The organism is Thauera sp. (genome assembly GCF_034003485.1).
In the GTDB taxonomy this organism is placed as follows: domain Bacteria; phylum Pseudomonadota; class Gammaproteobacteria; order Burkholderiales; family Rhodocyclaceae; genus Thauera.
Genome location: NZ_JAVEYL010000041.1, coordinates 1 through 16,905 on the forward strand (window position 1 = coordinate 1; position 16,905 = coordinate 16,905).

Genomic DNA, 16,905 nt, shown 5'->3' on the forward strand with positions numbered 1-16,905 from the left:
CTGCAGCGCCAGCGGCAGGGTGTTGGCCGGCAGCGCCGACAGCAGCCCGGCGAGCGCAAGCGGATACGCCAGGTTCCAGCCCGCCACCGCGGCGGCGCGGCGGCCCTGCCCGGCCTTGAGCGCACGGCCGCCATCGAACACCGTCACCAGCACGCCCATCGCCACCAGCAGCCAGACGGTCGCCGGCAACGCGCCCGACTGCATCATCGCCAGCGTCAACGCCCCGTAGGCGACGAACTCGCCCTGCTGGATGAAGATCACCCGCGTGACCGCGAACACCAGCACCAGCGCCAGCGCCAAGAGCGCGTAGATCGCGCCGTTGGTGATGCCGTCCTGGCCCAGGATCAGTGCAACACTTGAATCCATCTCGTCCTCCTTCGCTCCGCCCCGGACGCAGCACGCTGCTGCCCCGCAAGGGCACCCGTTCCGGGGGCCGCCTGCGGCGTCTCATGGGGGAAGTGCATGGGAAATGCGCGCGCCTGCACCGGGGGCAGGCAGCGCGCATGCGTTGGCTTGCTTACTTGACGAGCGACCACTTGCCGTTGGCGACCTCGATCAGCACGACCGCCTTCGGGTCGTAGCCGCCGTGATCCTCGGCGCTCAGGGTGTAGGTACCATTGACGCCGACCAGGCCGGAGGTGCTTTCGAGCGCCTTGCGGATGCCCTCGCGGAACTCCGGGGTGCCCGGCTTGGCGGTCTTGATCGCGCTCTTCATGGCGTTTTCGAGCAGCAGCCCGGCGTCGTAGGCCGCACCGGCGAAGGTCGAGCGCGAATCGGCGCCGAGCTTGCCTTCGAGCTGCTGCAGGAAGGCCACGCCGGCGGCCTTGTTGGGGTGGCCGTCGGGCAGTTGCTCGGCGACCAGCACCGGCGCGACCGGCAGGCGCGCGCCTTCGACGTTCTTGCCGCCCAGGCGCAGGAACTCCTTGTTGGCGACCGCGTGCGACTGGTAGATCGGGCCCTTGTAGCCGCGTTCGCGCAGTACGGTCTGCGGCAGGGCGGCGGGCGTGCCCGAGCCGCCGACGAAGACGGCGTCCGGGCGTGCCGACAGCACCTTCAGCGCCTGGCCGGTCACCGAGGTGTCGGTACGCGCATAGCGTTCGGTGGCGACGATCTTGATGCCGGCGGCCTGGGTCGTCGAGGTCAGTGCCTTCAGCAGCAGCTCGCCCCAGGAGTCCGAGAAGCCGATGAAGCCGACGGTCTTGACCCCCTTGGCCTTCAGGTCCTCGACCACGCGGCCGACCATGATGTCGGCAGTGGGCTCGACGCGGAAGGCCCAGGCGCGCTTGTCGGCGGCGGGGTCGATCGGCGCGATCGACAGCATCGGCACCTTGGCTTCATTGGCGACGTCGACCATCGCCATGCCGTTGGTGATCAGGTTGGGACCGATGATCGCGTCGACCTTGTCCTCGCCGACCAGCTTGCGGGCGTTCTTGACCGCGTTGGTCGGGTCGGTGGCGTCGTCGAGGACGATGTAGTTGATCTTCTCGTCACCGAGGGTGGCGGGCATGAACTCGATCGCCTTGCGGGTCTCGGCGCCGAGTGAGGCGGCGGGGCCGGTAAGCGAGAACACGACGCCGACGTTGATGTCGGCCAACGCGTGGCCGGCGGACAGGGCGAGGGCGAGGGCGGCGAGTGTGGTGTTGATGCGGGGAGTCTTGATGCGGAGGGCCTTGATGCGAATCGTCATTTTCATCTCCTGGTCTCTCTGATTGTCAGGATGTTGCGGTGTGTAGCGAAGCTGCGTCGGGGGTGATGCCGTGGGTCAGCGCGAACGGCCGCTGAGCGCGCCGAATCCGGCGATCCACTCCGGGATCTCGCGGTAGTAGCGTTCCTCGGCCTGCCAGGCACCGCTGCAGGCGGCGTCCATCGCCGCCACCGCAGCGACCCAGGTCTTGGCCTCGTGCGCCGAGCCGCCGGCGTCGGCGGTGATGTCGGCGTTGCGATAGGCGTCGAGCACCGCCCAGTCGTGCGCGGCGAGCTGTTCCATCAGCCTGCGGTCCCATTCGGCGTTGAGCGGATGCAGGGTACTGGTGCCGGCGGTGAAGGCTTCGGCCGCGGCGATCGTGCGCGCCTGGCGGGCGGCACGGGCTTCCGGCGAGGGGTTGCGGTTGTTGATCAGGCGGGCGATGACTTCCGGGTCGGTCGCGGTCGCCAGTTGCGGCACCGGCGGGTTGTGCGACAGCCCGCCCGATCCGATGAACAGCGCGCGCTGGCCCTGCGCGCGGGCGAAGCGGCCGACGGCCTCGCCGAGCAGGCGGGCGCGCTGGAAGCTCACCACCGGCGGCGCCACCGAGTTGATGAAGATCGGCACCACCGGGTAGCGGTCGAGCGCGCCGGTGAGTTCTTCGAGCGGCTGGGCGCAGCCGTGGTCGACCTGCATGCGGTACGAGAACCCGAGATCGATGCCGGCGTCGACCACCGCCTGCGCGCAGGCCTCCGCCAGGGCGCGCGGCACGTTCAGCGGCCCGGCCGAGGTCTGGTAGTCACCCACCGACTCGGCCGCCATGCCGATGCAGAACTGCGGCATCAGCTCGAGGAAGAAGCCGTTGAGGTGATCGGGCCAGAACAGGTAGATCACCTCCGGGTCGAAGGCCTCGACCTCGGCCCGCAGCGTGCCGACCAGCGCTGCGACTTCCTTGACGATGGCGGCCTCGGGGTCGAAATAACCTTTCAGCGGGGTGTGCGACAGGCACTGCAGGCGCGCTTGCATCAGGCGGCTCCCTTGGTCACGTTGAGCCCCATCTTGTCGGCGATCTGCGCCAGCAGTTCATTGATCTTGACCGGGTAGGCCAGCCCGGCGACGAAGCGGTCGGGGCGGACCACCGCCACCGCGCCGGGGTAGGTGCCGAACCACTCCTTGAGGCGCATCTGCTCGTCGCCGACGACGATCGCGTCCGGCCCGATGTCACGGTCGCGATGGATCTGCACCACCGGCTTGACGGTGATGATGCGAGCGCCGAGGGCGGCGAGGATGTCGCGGCTCTTCTGGTTGAGCCAGAAGCTCGGATCCACGCCCCAGCACACCAGCGCGAAGCCGCTGCCCATGACGTCGTCGAGCAGCTTGACCTCGCCTTCGCGGGTACGCACCTTGGGCTGGATGAAGAACTTGCCGACCGGCGACTTGCTGCCCACACGCTTGGCCGGCATCAGGCGACCGACGAGCGGGGTCTTGCGCGCCAGTTGGCAGAGCAGCTGCTTGAAGCCTGGCTCGGTGGCGACCTCGGCTTCGCTCACCACCAGGCCGGTCTCGTACCTGGGCATGGGCTTGAAGCGCATCTCGGTGAAGTAGCGCTTGGCCGGCGGCACGAGGTTGAGCGCCCAGGTGGCGAAGTCGCGTGCGGCGACCACTGCCGGGTTGCGCGGCGAGAAGATGCGGCCGGCGGTCACCGACAGGTCGATCATCGCCTTGGCGTGCGGCGGACGCTCGAGCTGGTAGGTGTCGAGCAGCTTCTCGGAGGCGATGCCCTTGACCACGTAGGCGAGTTTCCAGCCCAGGTTGGCGGCGTCGCGCATGCCGGTGTTGTAGCCCTGGCCCTGCCACACCGGCATGATGTGGGCGGCGTCGCCGGCGAGCATCACGCGCCCGACTTTCCAGCGCTCGGCGATGCGCGCGTTATGGGTGTAGACGCGTTTGCGGATGTAGTCCAGGGTCGTCGCATCGACGCCCGGCGGCAGCACCTTCGCCATCAGCATCGCCATGTTGTGCGGCTGGGTCATTTCCTCTTCGGTCTCGTTCTCGAAGATCATGAACTCGAAGCGGCGGATCGAATCGGGCAGGGCGACCGACACGTAGGGGCGCGAGGGGTCGCAGTGCATGTAGATGTTGGGGACGCCGAGCGGGTCGTTGCGCACGTCCACCACCAGCCACTTGGAGGTGTCGGTGAAGCCGCCGAAGCCGACGTTGAGCGCGGTGCGGATCGGGCTGCGGCCACCGTCGCTGCCCACCAGCCAGCGCGTGCGCAGGGTGTCGACCGTGCCATCGCTGCGCTTGACGTCGAGGCTGACGCCCTCATTGTCCTGCTCGAAGCGCAGCACGTCGCTGCCCATGCGCACATCGACGTTGTCGAAGCGCTTGAGGCCGTCGAGCAGCACGCGATCGACCAGCGGCTGGTTGAAGGCATTGCGGCGCGACCAGCCGAATTCGTCGGTGCGCGGCTCGATCGAGGCGAAGCAGCGCCCGCTCTTGGTCACGAAGCGCATCCAGTGGTAGGGCGTCAGGTGCGGCAGCACCGCGTCGGCCATGCCGATGCCCTGCAGCGTGCGCAGGCACTCGTCGTCCATGCCGACGGCGCGCGGGTAGTCGATGAGCTCATCCCCGCGCTCGAGCAGGATCGTTCGCACGCCGTGCAGGCCAAGCATGCTCGCCAGACTGAGGCCGACCGGACCGGCGCCCACGACGATCACATCGGCATCGAAACTGGTTTGATCCTTCATGTTTCACTCTCCTTGTTGAGCGCGGGATGCCCCTGATCGTCCCCCCGCAGAGGTGAGGCAAACTGGATGACGGAGGGCAAAGGGATTTTTATGCCGCGATGAGTTGGAACTATTCTAGAAATTTATCGAGATTCTGGGCAATCGCATTTGCACGACCGTCCACAGAGCGCACAATGTTGTTTGAAAAGGAGGTTTGTGCGTTGAGACCGGATTCTGGTGCTGAATACGAGAGCGTGCGCAGTCTTGCTCGCGGCCTGGAGTTGCTGCGTGTACTCAATCGCCACGAGAAGGGCCGTGCCTCGCTGGCCCAGCTTGCCGCCGGCACGGGGCTGCACCGTACGACGGTGCGGCGCCTGCTCGAGACCCTGATCGGCGAGGGCTATGTGCAGCGCAGCGAGTCGGACGACCGCTATGTGCTCATGCTCAAGGTCCGCGCCCTGTCGGAGGGGTTCAAGCACGAGGAGCGGATTTCGGCGGTATCGGGGCCGGTGCTCGCGCAGTTGCTGCACCAGGTACGCTGGCCGTCGGACCTGTGCACGCCCGATGGTGGAACGATGCTGATCCGCGAGTCCACCCATCGCTTCAGCTCCCTGTCCTTCAACCGGGCGATGGTCGGCGAACGCTTGCCGATCCTGCTGACGGCGGCCGGGCGTGCGTATTTTTGCTACTGCGAAGATGAAGAGCGCGAGGCGCTGCTGGTGCTGCTGCGGAAGGACCCGGTGCAGGCGGTGCTGGCGAACGACGATCGCTTCATTGCCAATCTGCTCGAGCAGACGCGTGGCCGTGGCTACAGCTCGAACGAGGGCGACTGGAGCGCGGAGCGCAAGATCGGCGCGATTGCGGTGCCGGTGTTCGAGGCGGGCAGGGTGATAGCGAGCATCAACGTCATCTACCTGTCGCGCGCGGTCTCTCACGCGGAAGCGGCGGCGCGGTATCTGCCGGCGCTCGTTGATGCCGCCCGCCAGCTCGAGGTGGCGCTCGCCGATACTGCCGACGACGCCTGAGCCGTGCTGACGACGCGCACCGATCTGATGCTTGTGTGCCTGGAATCCCGCGAGGCGGACGTCGAGTCGGCTCGACGATCCGCCTGCGAGAAGGGGGACTTTGGCGCTCAGTTGCGGTCGAGCACCATGGCGATTGCCTCGCCCAGTTGCCTGCGTGCCTCTTCGGCGTCCAACATGGGCCCGGTCTGCCGCCATGCGATGTACCCGTCCGGGCGCACCAGCAGTGCGCCAGCCTCATGGATCTCGCGCATCCGCTGCCAGGTGCAGTAGGCATCGAGCGTGCCCTCGCGACCGGTCACGACCGTGCGCAGGAAGGGGAGGTCCAGGTCCTGCGCGGCCTGTACCCATGCCTGGCCGGCAATGCCGGTGACGAGGGAGAACTTGCCCTTGCCGGTCACATCCAGCGTCGACACCTTGCGTCCACGGCGGTCGATCAGCCAGGCGTGCGGGATCTTCGCCCCCGGGCGTGTCGTTGCCTGCAGGTACAGCTCCGGGTCGCGTTTCCAGACCTCCTCACCGCCGGCGGCGTCCGGAACGACGGCCGAGGAGGCATAGCGCTGGTTCATCTCGACACCCTGGGCGTTGAACTCGCGGTTCTTGAGCTCGAGCGCGGCCTGCGCGGCTTCCCGCGCCTTGATGCCCTCGGGGCCGGGATCCTTGAAGCGGGCGATGCCGGCTTCCACCGGGTTGTCGGCGCCCTCGACGCGGAACACCGCCTTGATCGGCGCGTAGTCCAGGCGGGACTGGTTGGCGCGCTTGACGATCTGCTTGCCGACCGGGGCGCGCTCGGCGCTGTAGGTCTCGAGCAGGCCGCGTCCGGCATGGCCCTTGACCACATAGGCCAGCTTCCAGGCCAGGTTGAACGCATCCTGCACGCAGGTGTTGAGGCCCAGGCCGCTCGAGGGCGGGTGGCGGTGCACCGCATCGCCGGCGCAGAACACGCGCCCCTTCGAGTACTGCGGCGCATAGGCCTGGTTTACGTACCAGACCGAGGTGCGCACGATCTCCACGTCGAGGTCGGGGTCGCCGACCAGGATGCGGATCTGCTTGAGGACGAACTCGTCGCTGACGTCGGGCTCGCCCTTGGCGAGGTCGATGCCCCAGCCCGCGATCCATTGCGTCCATGGCTTCACCGCGCGCAGCAGGCCGAAGCCGATCTCGCCGAAGGCGGCGTTGGGGGTGACGATCCAGTGCAGGATGCTCGGCCGGTGCTCGACGTAGCGCGTGAGGTCGGCGTTGAAGATGGCGTAGGTCGTGCCGGCGCGGACCATCTGGCCCTCGACCTGCAGGCCGAGGTCGTCCAGCACCTTGGATTTCGCGCCGTCGGCGCCGACCAGGAAGCGCGCACGCATCGTGTATTCGCGGTCGGTCAGGCGGTCACGCAGGCTCACGGTCACGCCGTCCTCGTCCTGCACGTGCGACAGGTACTCGGTGTTGCACGCGAAGGTTGCGCCGCGCTCGGCGGCGTTCTTGTACAGGACCGGCTCGATCAGCGGCTGCGGGATGTCGAGCAGCTCGCAGGGGCTGCCCTGCAGGTAGTCGCCCTTGCGTTCCTCGCCGGTGCCCCAGGCGCGGATGCGGATCAGCTCCTCACCGGCCAGGCTGGTGGTGAACAGGCTGTCGCCCATCAGCTTCCACGGGGTCGCGTAGCGGTAGGCCTCGTCCTCGATGTCGAGGTCGCGCAGGACCTCCATCGTGCGCTGGTTGGTGATGTGCGCGCGCGGCGTATCGGCCAGCCAGTTGTAGCGGGACACGACATGCACGCGCACGCCATGGGTCGCGAGCGCAAGCGCGGTCGTCGCGCCCGCGGGCCCGGCGCCGACGACGAGCACATCGGTATCGAAAGATTCCATGTTCTGTCTTCCTGCGGCGTTGTTGATCTCGACGCTCACTCGATCAGCTTCCAGGTGCCGTTGGCGACTTCGATCAGCACCGGGCTGGCAGCGTCGTAACCGCCGTGATCGGTCGGCGACATGGTGTAGGTGCCGTTCGCACCGACCAGCCTGGTCGTGTTCTCGAGCGCATCACGCACCGCTTCGCGGAACTCGGGTGTCCCGGGCTTGGCGCTCTTCAGCGCCGAGGTGAAGGCACCTTCGAGCATCAGCCAGCCGTCCCAGGAGGCGCCGGCAAAGGTCGAGCGCGAATCCGGACCGAACTTCGCTTCGATGGCCTTGACCAGCTCGACGCCGACCTGCTTGTTCGGGTGCGAGTCGGGCAGTTGCTCGGCCACCAGCACCGGCGCGACCGGCAGGCGGTTGCCTTCCACCGCCTTGCCGCCGACACGCAGGAAGTCCTTGTTGGCCACCGCGTGCGACTGGTAGATGTCGCCGGTCCAGTTGCGAGCGCGTAGCGTGGTGGCCGGCAACGCAGCCGGCGTGCCCGAGGCGCCGACGAAGACGGCGTCGGGCTTGGCCGCGATCAGCTTGAGCGCCTGGCCGGTGACCGAGGTGTCCGGGCGCGCATAGCGCTCGGTGGCGACGATCTTGATGCCCGCCTCCTCGGTGGTCCTGGTCAGGGCCCGCAGCAGCAGCTCGCCCCACGAGTCGGAGAAGCCGATGAAACCGACCGTCTTCACGCCGCGCGCCTTCATGTCGGCGACCGCGCGACCGACCATGATGTCCGCGCTCGGCTCGACGCGGAAGGCCCATTTCAGCTTCTCGGGTGATACCTCGATCGGTGCCTGCGACAGCAGGACGACCTTTTCTTCGTTCGCCACATCGGCCATCGCCACGCCAGAAGTGATGAGGTTGGGCCCGAAGAGCACGTCCACCTTGTTTTCCACCGCCAGCTTGCGGGCGTTCTTCACCGCGCTGGTCGGGTCGGTGGCGTCATCGAGCACGATGTAGTTGATCTTTTCGCCGCCGAGCGTGCGCGGCATCAGGTCGATCGCCTTGCGCGTCTCGATCCCGAGCGAAGCGGCCGGGCCGGTGAGGGAAAAGACGACGCCGACGTTGATGTCGGCCAGGGCAGGGGCGGCGGCCAGGGCGAGCGTGAGCGCACACAGCGGGGTGCTGAATCGGGTCTTCATTGTGGAATGTCTCCTCGTATGGATAAGGATCGGAACGGTCCTGGATCGCGCTTGCCGACGTTCGCCGACGGTCAGGAAGGCGTTTCTGCGTGCTCCGATTCATTGGCATGCTAGCATGCCAGTTAGAGAATGCAAGCACCGCTCGCGCTCGTTTCGCCGCGTCCACGCTTCGGCAAGCGAGGCGGGTGCCGCCAGATGCTAGGATCACGGCCGGCTCGGCGACCGAAATGCCAGACCAGACTCAGCAGGCAAGCACATGGAAACAGCACACAAGAAGGCCTTCATCTTCCGGGAGCTCCTGCAGCGCCTGTTCACCGGACGCTATCGGTTCGGCGAGCGCATCCCGGTGAAGGACTTGAGCGAGGAGCTCGGCGTCAGCAAGCAGCCGGTCATGACCGCACTCAACAGTCTTCAGGAACGGGGCTTCGTGCGCATCACTGCGCAAGTCGGCTGCGAGGTGATCGCGCCGACGGCGGACGAGATCGAGGATTTCTACCGCATGTTCGCGGCCGTCGAGGGCGTGATCGCCGGGCTTGCCGCAAGACGGGCGACGCCTGAGGAGCTCGCGCGCCTCGCAGAGATCAACCAGCAGCTCACTGCGGTCGCACCGGATACGTCGCCCGCCGAGGCCTATCGACAGATCAACGTCCTTTTTCATCGCCAGTTGCACGACATGGCGCACTCCAGTCTGGTGAGCTCGCGCCAGCAGGCCAACTTCGAGCTGTCGGACTTCTTCATCGTGCAGACCTGCGGATTCGACGCGCACCTGCACCTCGTTGCCGAAGAACACCAGGCGGTGATCAACGCCGTTGCATCCCGCGATCCTGAGCGTGCGGCGGTCGCGGCACGGGCTCATATCCTGAGTGTCTCGGATAGCGTGGCGGGGTTCCTCCGACGCCATCAGCGGTCACGATAAGGCAGCCGCGGCGCAACCGTGAGGTAACGCACAGGAAGGAAAAAGCCCCGGCGCCCGCAGTAAAGCGGGTGCCGGGGCCTCGAATTTCAGCACACGGCCCCAGGAGGGCCGTCGCCGATCACACGAACTGCACGACCTGCGCCGCGCCGCGGGCCTTCGCGGCCTGCGGGTCGTTGAAGTCGGCCAGCAACTGGGCCTGTTTCGCCTTGGTCAGCGCCACGTGACGCTCCTTGACGTGGCCGTAGCCGCGGACGTCGTCGGGCATGCTGGCGAGTTTGACCGCGGTCGCCAGGTTGTCGCGGGTCAGCTTGCCGCACAGCTGGTCGAGCAGGCGGTCGTAGTCCTCGATCGCCTGGCGCTCGAGCTGACGCTCCTCGGTCTTGCCGAAGATGTCCCACTTGCCGCCGCGCAGGTGCTTCATCTTCGCCAGGTGGCGGAAGGCCTTGAGCACCCAGGGGCCGTACTTCTGCTTGATCGGCTCGCCCGTTTCCGGATCGCGCTTGGAGAGCAGCGGCGGGGCGAGGTTGTACTCGACCGTGTAGCCGTGCGGGAACTGCGCATCCAGCTCGGCCAGGAAGGCCGGGTCGGAGTGCAGGCGGGCGACCTCGTACTCGTCCTTGTACGCCATCAGCTTGTAGAAGTAGCGCGCAGCGGCCTCGGTCAGCGCCGAGCTTTCCGGTGTGACGCGCTTCTCCGCTTCCATGACGCTCTTCACCTTGGCCGCGTAGCGACGGGCATAGGCGGCGTCCTGGTAGCCGATCAGATCGGGCACGCGGATCTCGAGCAGGCGGCGGACTTCACCCGTGGCACCGACCGAATCCACGATCTGGCGCGCTTCGGCGGTCAGCTCGGGGAGCTTGGGCGCCTTGGCTTCGTACTTGTGGATCTCGGCGTGGACGTAGTCGATGTCGACCACCGCCATGCGGCCCCACTTGAACGCGAGCAGGCTCATGTCCACACCGACGCCGGCCTGCTTGATCGCGGTCTCGAAGGCCGCTGCGCTGATCGGCAACGCGCCGGCCTGGTAGGCCACGCCGACCATGAACATGTTGGTCGCCATGCTGTCGGCGAACAGGCCCTCGGCCAGCGTCTGCGCGTCGAGGTAGATGTTGTCGTTGCGACGGGTGACGCGGTCGATGCCCTGGGTCAGGCGGTCGATGTTGGGGAACTGCACCGACTTGTCCGACACCATGTAGCCGGTCGGCGCCTGGCCGGTGGACACGATCGCGATCGTGCGCTCCGGATGACACTTGTCCAGGTTCTTGTTGTCGGTGGCGTTGAGGATGTCGAAGCCCAGATACAGGTCGGTGCTGCCGTCCGAGATCTTGTTCGAGCCGTCGAACTGGGTGGCGGTGATCTTGATGTCCGAGATCACCGTGCCGCCCTTCTGCGCCAGGCCGGTCTGGTCCAGGCCCACCGCCCACTTGCCGTCGATGCGCGCGGCGTTGGCGATGGTCGCCACCACGGTCACCGAGCCGGTGCCGCCGATGCCCATGACGTGGGCGCCGAAGTTGTCCGGGTCGACCTTGAAGACCGGATCCGGCAGCGCGCGATCGAGCGCGGGCAGGCGGCCCTTCTTCTTTCTCTTGCCTTCGGCGGCGTCGGGCGCCGGGTTGGGCGTGATCGTCAGGAAGGACGGGCAGAAGCCCTTCACGCACGAGTAGTCCTTGTTGCAGGACGGCTGGTGGATGCGCGTCTTGCGGCCGAACTCGGTCTGCACCGGCTCGACCGACATGCAGTTCGACTTCTCGCCGCAGTCGCCGCAGCCTTCGCACACGCGCTCGTTGATCACCATCACCGCGGCCGGCTCCCAGGCCTTGCCGCGGCCACGCTGGCGGCGCAGCTCGGCGGCGCACTCCTGGTCGTGGATCAGCACGGTGGTGCCTTCGATCTCGGCGAGCACCTTCTGCGCTTCGATGAGGCGGTCGCGGTGCCAGACTTCGGTGTTGCCGTCGAGGTTGACCGCGTTGTAGCGCGACAGGTCCTCGGTGGTGACGATGACGCGCTTGACGCCGTTGGCGATCAGCTCGGCCACCATCGCGCGCACCGGTTCGGCGCCCATGATCTCCTGGCCGCCGGTCATCGAGGTGTGGCTGTTGACCAGGATCTTGAAGGTGATGTTGGTGTTGGTCGCCGCACAGTAGCGCACCGCCAGGCTGCCGGAGTGGGCGTAGGTGCCGTCACCCATGTTCTGGAAGATGTGCTTGGTGTTGGTGAAGGGCTGCATGCCGATCCACTGCGCGCCTTCCGCACCCATGTGGGTGCCCATGACCACGCCGCGGTCCATCCACATCGCCATGGTGTGGCAGCCGATGCCGGCCGACACGATGCTGCCGTCGGGGGCCTTGGTCGAGGAGTTGTGCGGACAGCCCGAGCAGTACCAGGCCGAACGCGTGAGCGTGGTCAGCGAGTTGCGGCTGTGGATCTCGTCCAGGCGCTTGATCCAGGCCTCGGCCGACTCCAGTCTGGTCTTGCGCGACAGGCGAGCGTGCAGGGCGCGGGCGATGATGTCCGACTCGAACTCGCCGTGGAAGGGCAGCAGGTCGCGGCCTTCCTCGTCGCGCTTGCCGACGATGCGCGGCGCGTTGGCGCTGCCGTAGAGGATTTCCTTGGCGAAGAGCTCGATGAAGGGGCGCTTCTCCTCGATGACGAGGATCTCTTCCAGGCCGCGCGCGAAGTCGCGGATGTCGTCCGGCTGCAGTGGGTTGAGCATGCCGATCTTGAGGATGCGCACGCCGGCGCGACGCAGCGCCTCGTCGTCGAGGCCCATTTCCATGAAGGCCTGGCGCAGATCGTGATAGGTCTTGCCGGCGGTGATGATGCCCAGCCAGGCGTCGGCGTTGGGCAGCGTGACCTTGTTGAGGCCGTTCTCGCGTGCGTACAGGCGGGCGAGCTCCTGGCGCGCGTAGTACAGCGTGCGCTCCATGTCGAGCGCATCCTTGCGCACGTTCATGCCGAGGTTGACCTCGGGGGTGTAGGGGCGACCGTCGAGCTCGACCACCGGGGTGACGAACTTCATGCGGTCGGGGGTCACGATCGCGCTGCCGCTGCCGTCGGCGACGTTGGTGACGATCTTGAGACCCGCCCACAGGCCGGAGATGCGCGACAGGTAGTAGCCGTGCAGGCCGAAGTCGAGGATGTCCTGGACGTCGGCCGGATACAGCGAGGGAATGCCGACGTGGTAAAACATCGCTTCCGACTGGCTCGGCAGCGAGGACGACTTGCAGCTCGGGTCGTCGCCGAAGATGGCGAGCACGCCGCCGTTCTTGAGCGTGCCGGTGTAGTTGGCGTGCTTGAGCACGTCACCCGAGCGATCCACGCCCGGCGCCTTGCCGTACCAGGTGCCGACGACGCCGTCGAACTTCGGGTTGCCCACCGTATGCATCATCTGGGTGCCCCAGACCGCGGTGGCGGCGAGGTCTTCGTTCAGACCATCGACGAACTGGATGTTGTGCTGCATCAGCAGCTTCTGCTGCTTGATGAAATTGGCGTCCAGCATGCCCACGGGCGAGCCGCGGTAGCCGGAGATGAACATGGCGTTGTTCAGGCCGCGACGACGGTCGAAGCGGATCTGGTCCATCGTCAGGCGCACCAGCGCCTCGATGCCCCCGATATGAATGATCCCCTCTTCCGCCGTGAATTGCCTGGTCAGATCCTGTTTGGACGACATCGGTTTTCCTCTGTTGGCGTGGTGCGCTCGATATGGAACGGGCCGGCGCGCGCATGACGGCGCGCTGCCGGCCCGGCCCTGCAGCGCGTCTCTGTGTTTAGACGAAGCGGAACGAAACGTTGCCCAGATCCTGGAAGCGGACGTTGACGTTGTCGCCCTTCTTGACCGGGATCGCCTCGGTGACGCCACCGGTCATGATGAAGGTGCCGGCCGGGATTTCCTGGCCGCGCTTGCCGAGCTCGTTGGCCATCATCGCGATCGCGACCAGCGGGTTGCCGAGCACGGCGGCGCCGGCGGCCATCGACACGACTTCGCCGTTGATCTCGAGCACCACGCCGAGCGTCGGCAGGTCGAGCTCGCCGAGGTCGCGCATGTTGCCGCCGATCACGAAGCGGGCCGACGAGGTGTTGTCGGCGATCACGCTCTTGAGGTCGAACTTGAAGTCACGGTAGCGCGAGTCGATCACTTCAACGGCGGGCAGCACGAAGTCGATCGCCGCCATGACGTTGCCGATGTGGCAGCCGGGGCCGCGCAGCGGGGCCTTGGTGACGACGCAGATCTCGGCTTCGACCTTGGGGTGGATGAGTTCGTCGAACTTCACTTCGCCGCCGTCCGGCACCGACATGTAGTCGGCGATGAAGCCGAACACCGGGGTCTCGACGCCCATCTGCTTCATCTTGGCGCGCGAGGTCAGGCCGGCCTTCAGGCCCGCGACCTTGTTGCCGCGGGCGAGCTTGCGGCGCTTGATCTCGTCCTGGATGGCGTAGGCGTCATCCCAGTCCATGTCGGGGTAGTCGTCGGTGATCTTGGTGACATCGAAGGCCTGCAGCTCGGCGTTTTCGAGGTGCTCGGCGAGCTTGGCGATGGTGGCCTGGTCGAGGGTGAGTGCCATGAGTGAATTCCTTGTCAGATGAAGCGGACCGACGTGCCACCGAGGCCGCCGACGTTGCAGGTGAGGCTGTCGCCGGCGACGACCGGGACGAGCGGGGATTGCGAACCGGAGAGGATGATCTCGCCGGCCTTGAGGCCGATGCCCAGGCGGCCCAGGGTGTTGGCCAGCCAGGCGATGGCATTGACCGGCGAGCCCTGCACCGCGGCGCCGGTGGAGGTGCTGATGATGTCGCCGTTCTTGGCGAGCACCATGCCGGCGAGCGCGAGGTCGAGCTGGCGCGGGCTCTTGCGCACGCCGCCGAGCACCAGCACGCCGCACGAGGCGTTGTCGGCCACGGTGTCCTGGATCTTGATCTTCCAGTCCTTGATGCGCGAATCGACGATCTCGAAGCAGGGCACCACGCAGTCGGTGGCGCGCAGCACGTCGGCCGCGGTCACGCCCGGGCCCATCAGATCGTTCTTGAGGATGAAGGCGACTTCGGCCTCGGCCTTGGGCGCGATCATCGACGAGGCGACGATCGGCTCGCCCTCGTTGTAGACCATGTTCGACAGCAGCTGGCCGAAGTCGGGCTGGTTGACCTTGAGCATGTCCATGACGACCTTGCTGGTCACGCCGATCTTCTTGCCGACCACGGTGTGGCCGTCGTCGATCTGGCGCTGGATCATGCGCAGCTGGATGTTGTAGGCATCCTCGATGGTGATGTCGCTCTCGCGGTCGGTCAGCGGCGCGACCGGGGTCAGGGTCTTGAGCGCGGTGTACAGCTCGTCACCGTAATGATTGATCTTGCTTTGGTCCATGTCGTGTTCTCTGTGCTGTGTTCGATTGGGGCGTTACCGGAGGCGGGGCGGATCGGAGCTTGGGCAAGCGCCCGCAGCGCGATCCGCCCTGCGAGTGTCCGGTATCAGTACTTGATCATCACGTTGCGCAGTTCGGTGTAGAACTCGAGCGAGTGCACCCCGCCCTCACGGCCGATGCCCGACTGCTTGGAGCCGCCGAACGGGGTGCGCAGGTCGCGCAGGAACCAGCTGTTGATCCAGCACAGGCCGACCTCGATCGCGCTGGCCATGCGCATGGCGCGGCTGATGTCCTGGGTGTGCACCGAGGTGGCCAGGCCGTAGCGGTTGGCGTTGACCATGTTCAGCACTTCCTCTTCGGTGTCGAAGGGCTGGATGTGGCAGCAGGGCCCGAAGATCTCCTCGGTGACCACGGTCGCGGTCTCGGGCAGGCCGGTCCAGATCGTGGGCTGCACCCAGCAACCGTCCTTCAGGTCTTCCGGCATGTCGGGGATGCCGCCGCCGTAGACGATGTTGGCGCCTTCTTCCTTGGCCTTGGCGTACATGCCGAGCACCTTCTTCTGGTGAATCTTGCTGACCAGCGGGCCGATCTTGGTGTCGGCGTCGAAGGGGCGGCCGGGCTTCATGGTCTCGGCGGTGTGCTTCATCGCGGCGACGACCTTGTCGAAGATCGGGCGCTCGACATACACGCGCTCGGTGCCCAGGCACACCTGGCCGGCGTTCTCGAAGCACGAGCGGGTGAGGGTGGCGATGGTGTTGTCGAAGTCGCAGTCGGCGAACACGACGGCGGCGTTCTTGCCGCCCAGTTCCAGCGACACCGGGCGGATGCCGTCGGCGCCGGCCTTCATGATGGCGGTGCCGGTCTTGGTTTCGCCGGTGAAGGTGATGCCGTTGACGTCGGGGTGGGCGGTCAGGAAGGAGCCGGCCGAATCCACGCCGAAGCCGTTGACCACGTTGTACACGCCCTTGGGCATGCCGACCTTGTTCATCACCTCACCCAGCAGGGTGGCGGTGAGCGGCGTGGCTTCGGAGGGCTTGACGACCACGGTGTTGCCGCAGGCGAGTGCCGGGCCGGCCTTCCAGGTCATCAGCAGCAGCGGCAGGTTCCACGGGCAGATGATCGCGATCACGCCACGCGGGGTGCGCACGCCGTAGCTGCGCGCGGTCTTGCCATCGGGCGTGCGCATCTCGAAGGACTCGGTCGACACGTTCTTGATGGTGTCGGTGAAGATCTTGAAGTTGGCCGCGCCACGCGGGATGTCGATGTGCGAGGCGAGGTGGGCCGGCTTGCCGGTGTCGGCGATTTCGGCCTGCAGGAAGTCGTCGAAGCGGCGGTTGATCTCATCCACCACGGCGTCGAGCATGTTGCAGCGCTCGACCACCGACAGCTTGCCCCAGGGGCCCTTGAGCGCGGCCTTGGCGGCGGCGACGGCGGCGTCGACTTCCGGCTTGCCGGCCTCGTACACCATGCCGATCAGCGAGTTGTCGACCGGGTTGCGGTTCTCGTAGGTCTTGCCGCTGACGTTGGTGACGTACTCGCCGTTAATGAAGTTCTTGATCTCTTTCATGCTCGATGTGTCCTCAGGTGGTGGATGAGACTGCCGGACGCGCGGTGCGGGTGCCGCGGTCCCCGTTACGGTGTCGCCCTCGAGGCTCGACCGCAGTGTGCTGCCAGGGGGCATTGCGCGGAATCGGGCTGTGCCTCCCATTCTTGTCCGCGACATAGGGCAGCAGACAATGTTTTGTTGAGAAATCCGTAAATCTCGAGATTTTATACTAGAGATTCGACGGCTCTGCAATAGCTCGGATGAAAGTCGTTCGGATTCATCCCTCTCTCGTCGCCGGGATGCCCTTTGATTGCATCCGATCGACTCCATGGAGCAAGGTTAGCCGAGTTTTTTGAGCCGGAAAGGGGGGCTGCACGAACTGGATATCGATCGTGCAGAAACTGGATATTGACTGTGCTGATCGCACCATAACCTGACGACCTCCCATCCACCGACGATGAAGAACCCCGCCATGACTATCGATCTTGAATACCTGGACACCCTGATCCAGAAAGACAAGGAAAAGGGCTTGTTCCGCTGCAAGCGCGAGATGTTCACGAACAAGGAGCTGTTCGACCTCGAGATGAAGCACATCTTCGAAGGCAACTGGATCTACCTGG

General features: G+C 66.3%; 11 protein-coding genes and 2 pseudogenes. 3 read left to right on the forward strand and 10 right to left on the reverse strand.

Going from position 1 to position 16,905, the window contains the following annotated elements; all coding sequences use genetic code 11:
- The 4 genes and pseudogenes from RBT54_RS16445 to RBT54_RS16460 all read right to left on the reverse strand — a co-directional run.
- Window positions 1–366: pseudogene (locus RBT54_RS16445) on the reverse strand (branched-chain amino acid ABC transporter permease); the annotation flags it as partial.
- A gap of 151 nt (window positions 367–517) precedes the next feature.
- Window positions 518–1,687: an ABC transporter substrate-binding protein gene (locus RBT54_RS16450; protein ID WP_320368128.1), complete on the reverse strand. Its 1,170-nt coding sequence runs from the start codon at window positions 1,685–1,687 to the stop codon at window positions 518–520.
- A 75-nt stretch (window positions 1,688–1,762) separates the two neighbouring features.
- Window positions 1,763–2,710 (reverse strand): 3-carboxyethylcatechol 2,3-dioxygenase, encoded by a 948-nt coding sequence (locus RBT54_RS16455; protein ID WP_320368129.1) that lies wholly within the window; start codon window positions 2,708–2,710, stop codon window positions 1,763–1,765.
- On the reverse strand, window positions 2,710–4,434 hold the full coding sequence (locus RBT54_RS16460; protein WP_320368130.1) for a bifunctional 3-(3-hydroxy-phenyl)propionate/3-hydroxycinnamic acid hydroxylase: 1,725 nt from the start codon (window positions 4,432–4,434) through the stop codon (window positions 2,710–2,712). The genes RBT54_RS16455 and RBT54_RS16460 overlap by 1 nt, the downstream gene beginning before the upstream one ends.
- Before the next feature lie 200 nt (window positions 4,435–4,634).
- Between RBT54_RS16460 and RBT54_RS16465 the strand changes: the two genes are divergently transcribed.
- Window positions 4,635–5,438 (forward strand): DNA-binding transcriptional regulator, encoded by an 804-nt coding sequence (locus tag RBT54_RS16465; RefSeq protein WP_320368131.1) that lies wholly within the window; start codon window positions 4,635–4,637, stop codon window positions 5,436–5,438.
- Window positions 5,439–5,545: 107 nt separating this feature from the next.
- Here RBT54_RS16465 and RBT54_RS16470 read toward each other — a convergent pair whose 3' ends face one another.
- Window positions 5,546–7,291, reverse strand: coding sequence for an FAD-dependent monooxygenase (locus RBT54_RS16470; protein ID WP_320368132.1), 1,746 nt, complete (start codon window positions 7,289–7,291; stop codon window positions 5,546–5,548).
- 35 nt (window positions 7,292–7,326) lie between these two features.
- Window positions 7,327–8,466, reverse strand: a complete 1,140-nt coding sequence (locus RBT54_RS16475) for an ABC transporter substrate-binding protein (RefSeq protein WP_320368133.1) — start codon at window positions 8,464–8,466, stop codon at window positions 7,327–7,329.
- A 256-nt stretch (window positions 8,467–8,722) separates the two neighbouring features.
- Here RBT54_RS16475 and RBT54_RS16480 point away from each other — a divergent pair, with 256 nt between their 5' ends.
- Window positions 8,723–9,382 carry a GntR family transcriptional regulator gene (locus RBT54_RS16480; protein WP_320368134.1) on the forward strand — a complete coding sequence of 220 codons (660 nt, stop codon included), beginning with the start codon at window positions 8,723–8,725 and terminating at the stop codon, window positions 9,380–9,382.
- 118 nt (window positions 9,383–9,500) lie between these two features.
- Here the strand turns inward: RBT54_RS16480 and RBT54_RS16485 are convergent, their stop codons facing one another.
- The 4 genes from RBT54_RS16485 to RBT54_RS16500 all read right to left on the reverse strand — a co-directional run bounded on the left by RBT54_RS16485 (window position 9,501) and on the right by RBT54_RS16500 (window position 16,306).
- On the reverse strand, window positions 9,501–13,241 hold the full coding sequence (locus RBT54_RS16485) for an indolepyruvate ferredoxin oxidoreductase family protein (protein ID WP_320368135.1): 3,741 nt from the start codon (window positions 13,239–13,241) through the stop codon (window positions 9,501–9,503).
- Window positions 13,150–13,944 carry a 2-oxo-3-hexenedioate decarboxylase gene (dmpH, locus tag RBT54_RS16490; RefSeq protein ID WP_320368136.1) on the reverse strand — a complete coding sequence of 265 codons (795 nt, stop codon included), beginning with the start codon at window positions 13,942–13,944 and terminating at the stop codon, window positions 13,150–13,152. The genes RBT54_RS16485 and dmpH overlap by 92 nt, the downstream gene beginning before the upstream one ends.
- Before the next feature lie 14 nt (window positions 13,945–13,958).
- On the reverse strand, window positions 13,959–14,741 hold the full coding sequence (gene dmpE / locus RBT54_RS16495; protein WP_320368137.1) for a 2-oxopent-4-enoate hydratase: 783 nt from the start codon (window positions 14,739–14,741) through the stop codon (window positions 13,959–13,961).
- 104 nt (window positions 14,742–14,845) lie between these two features.
- On the reverse strand, window positions 14,846–16,306 hold the full coding sequence (locus tag RBT54_RS16500; RefSeq protein WP_320368138.1) for a 2-hydroxymuconic semialdehyde dehydrogenase: 1,461 nt from the start codon (window positions 16,304–16,306) through the stop codon (window positions 14,846–14,848).
- 451 nt (window positions 16,307–16,757) lie between these two features.
- On the opposite strand from RBT54_RS16500, the pseudogene RBT54_RS18475 reads away from it, so the two are divergent.
- A pseudogene (locus RBT54_RS18475) lies at window positions 16,758–16,905 on the forward strand (benzoate 1,2-dioxygenase large subunit); the annotation flags it as partial.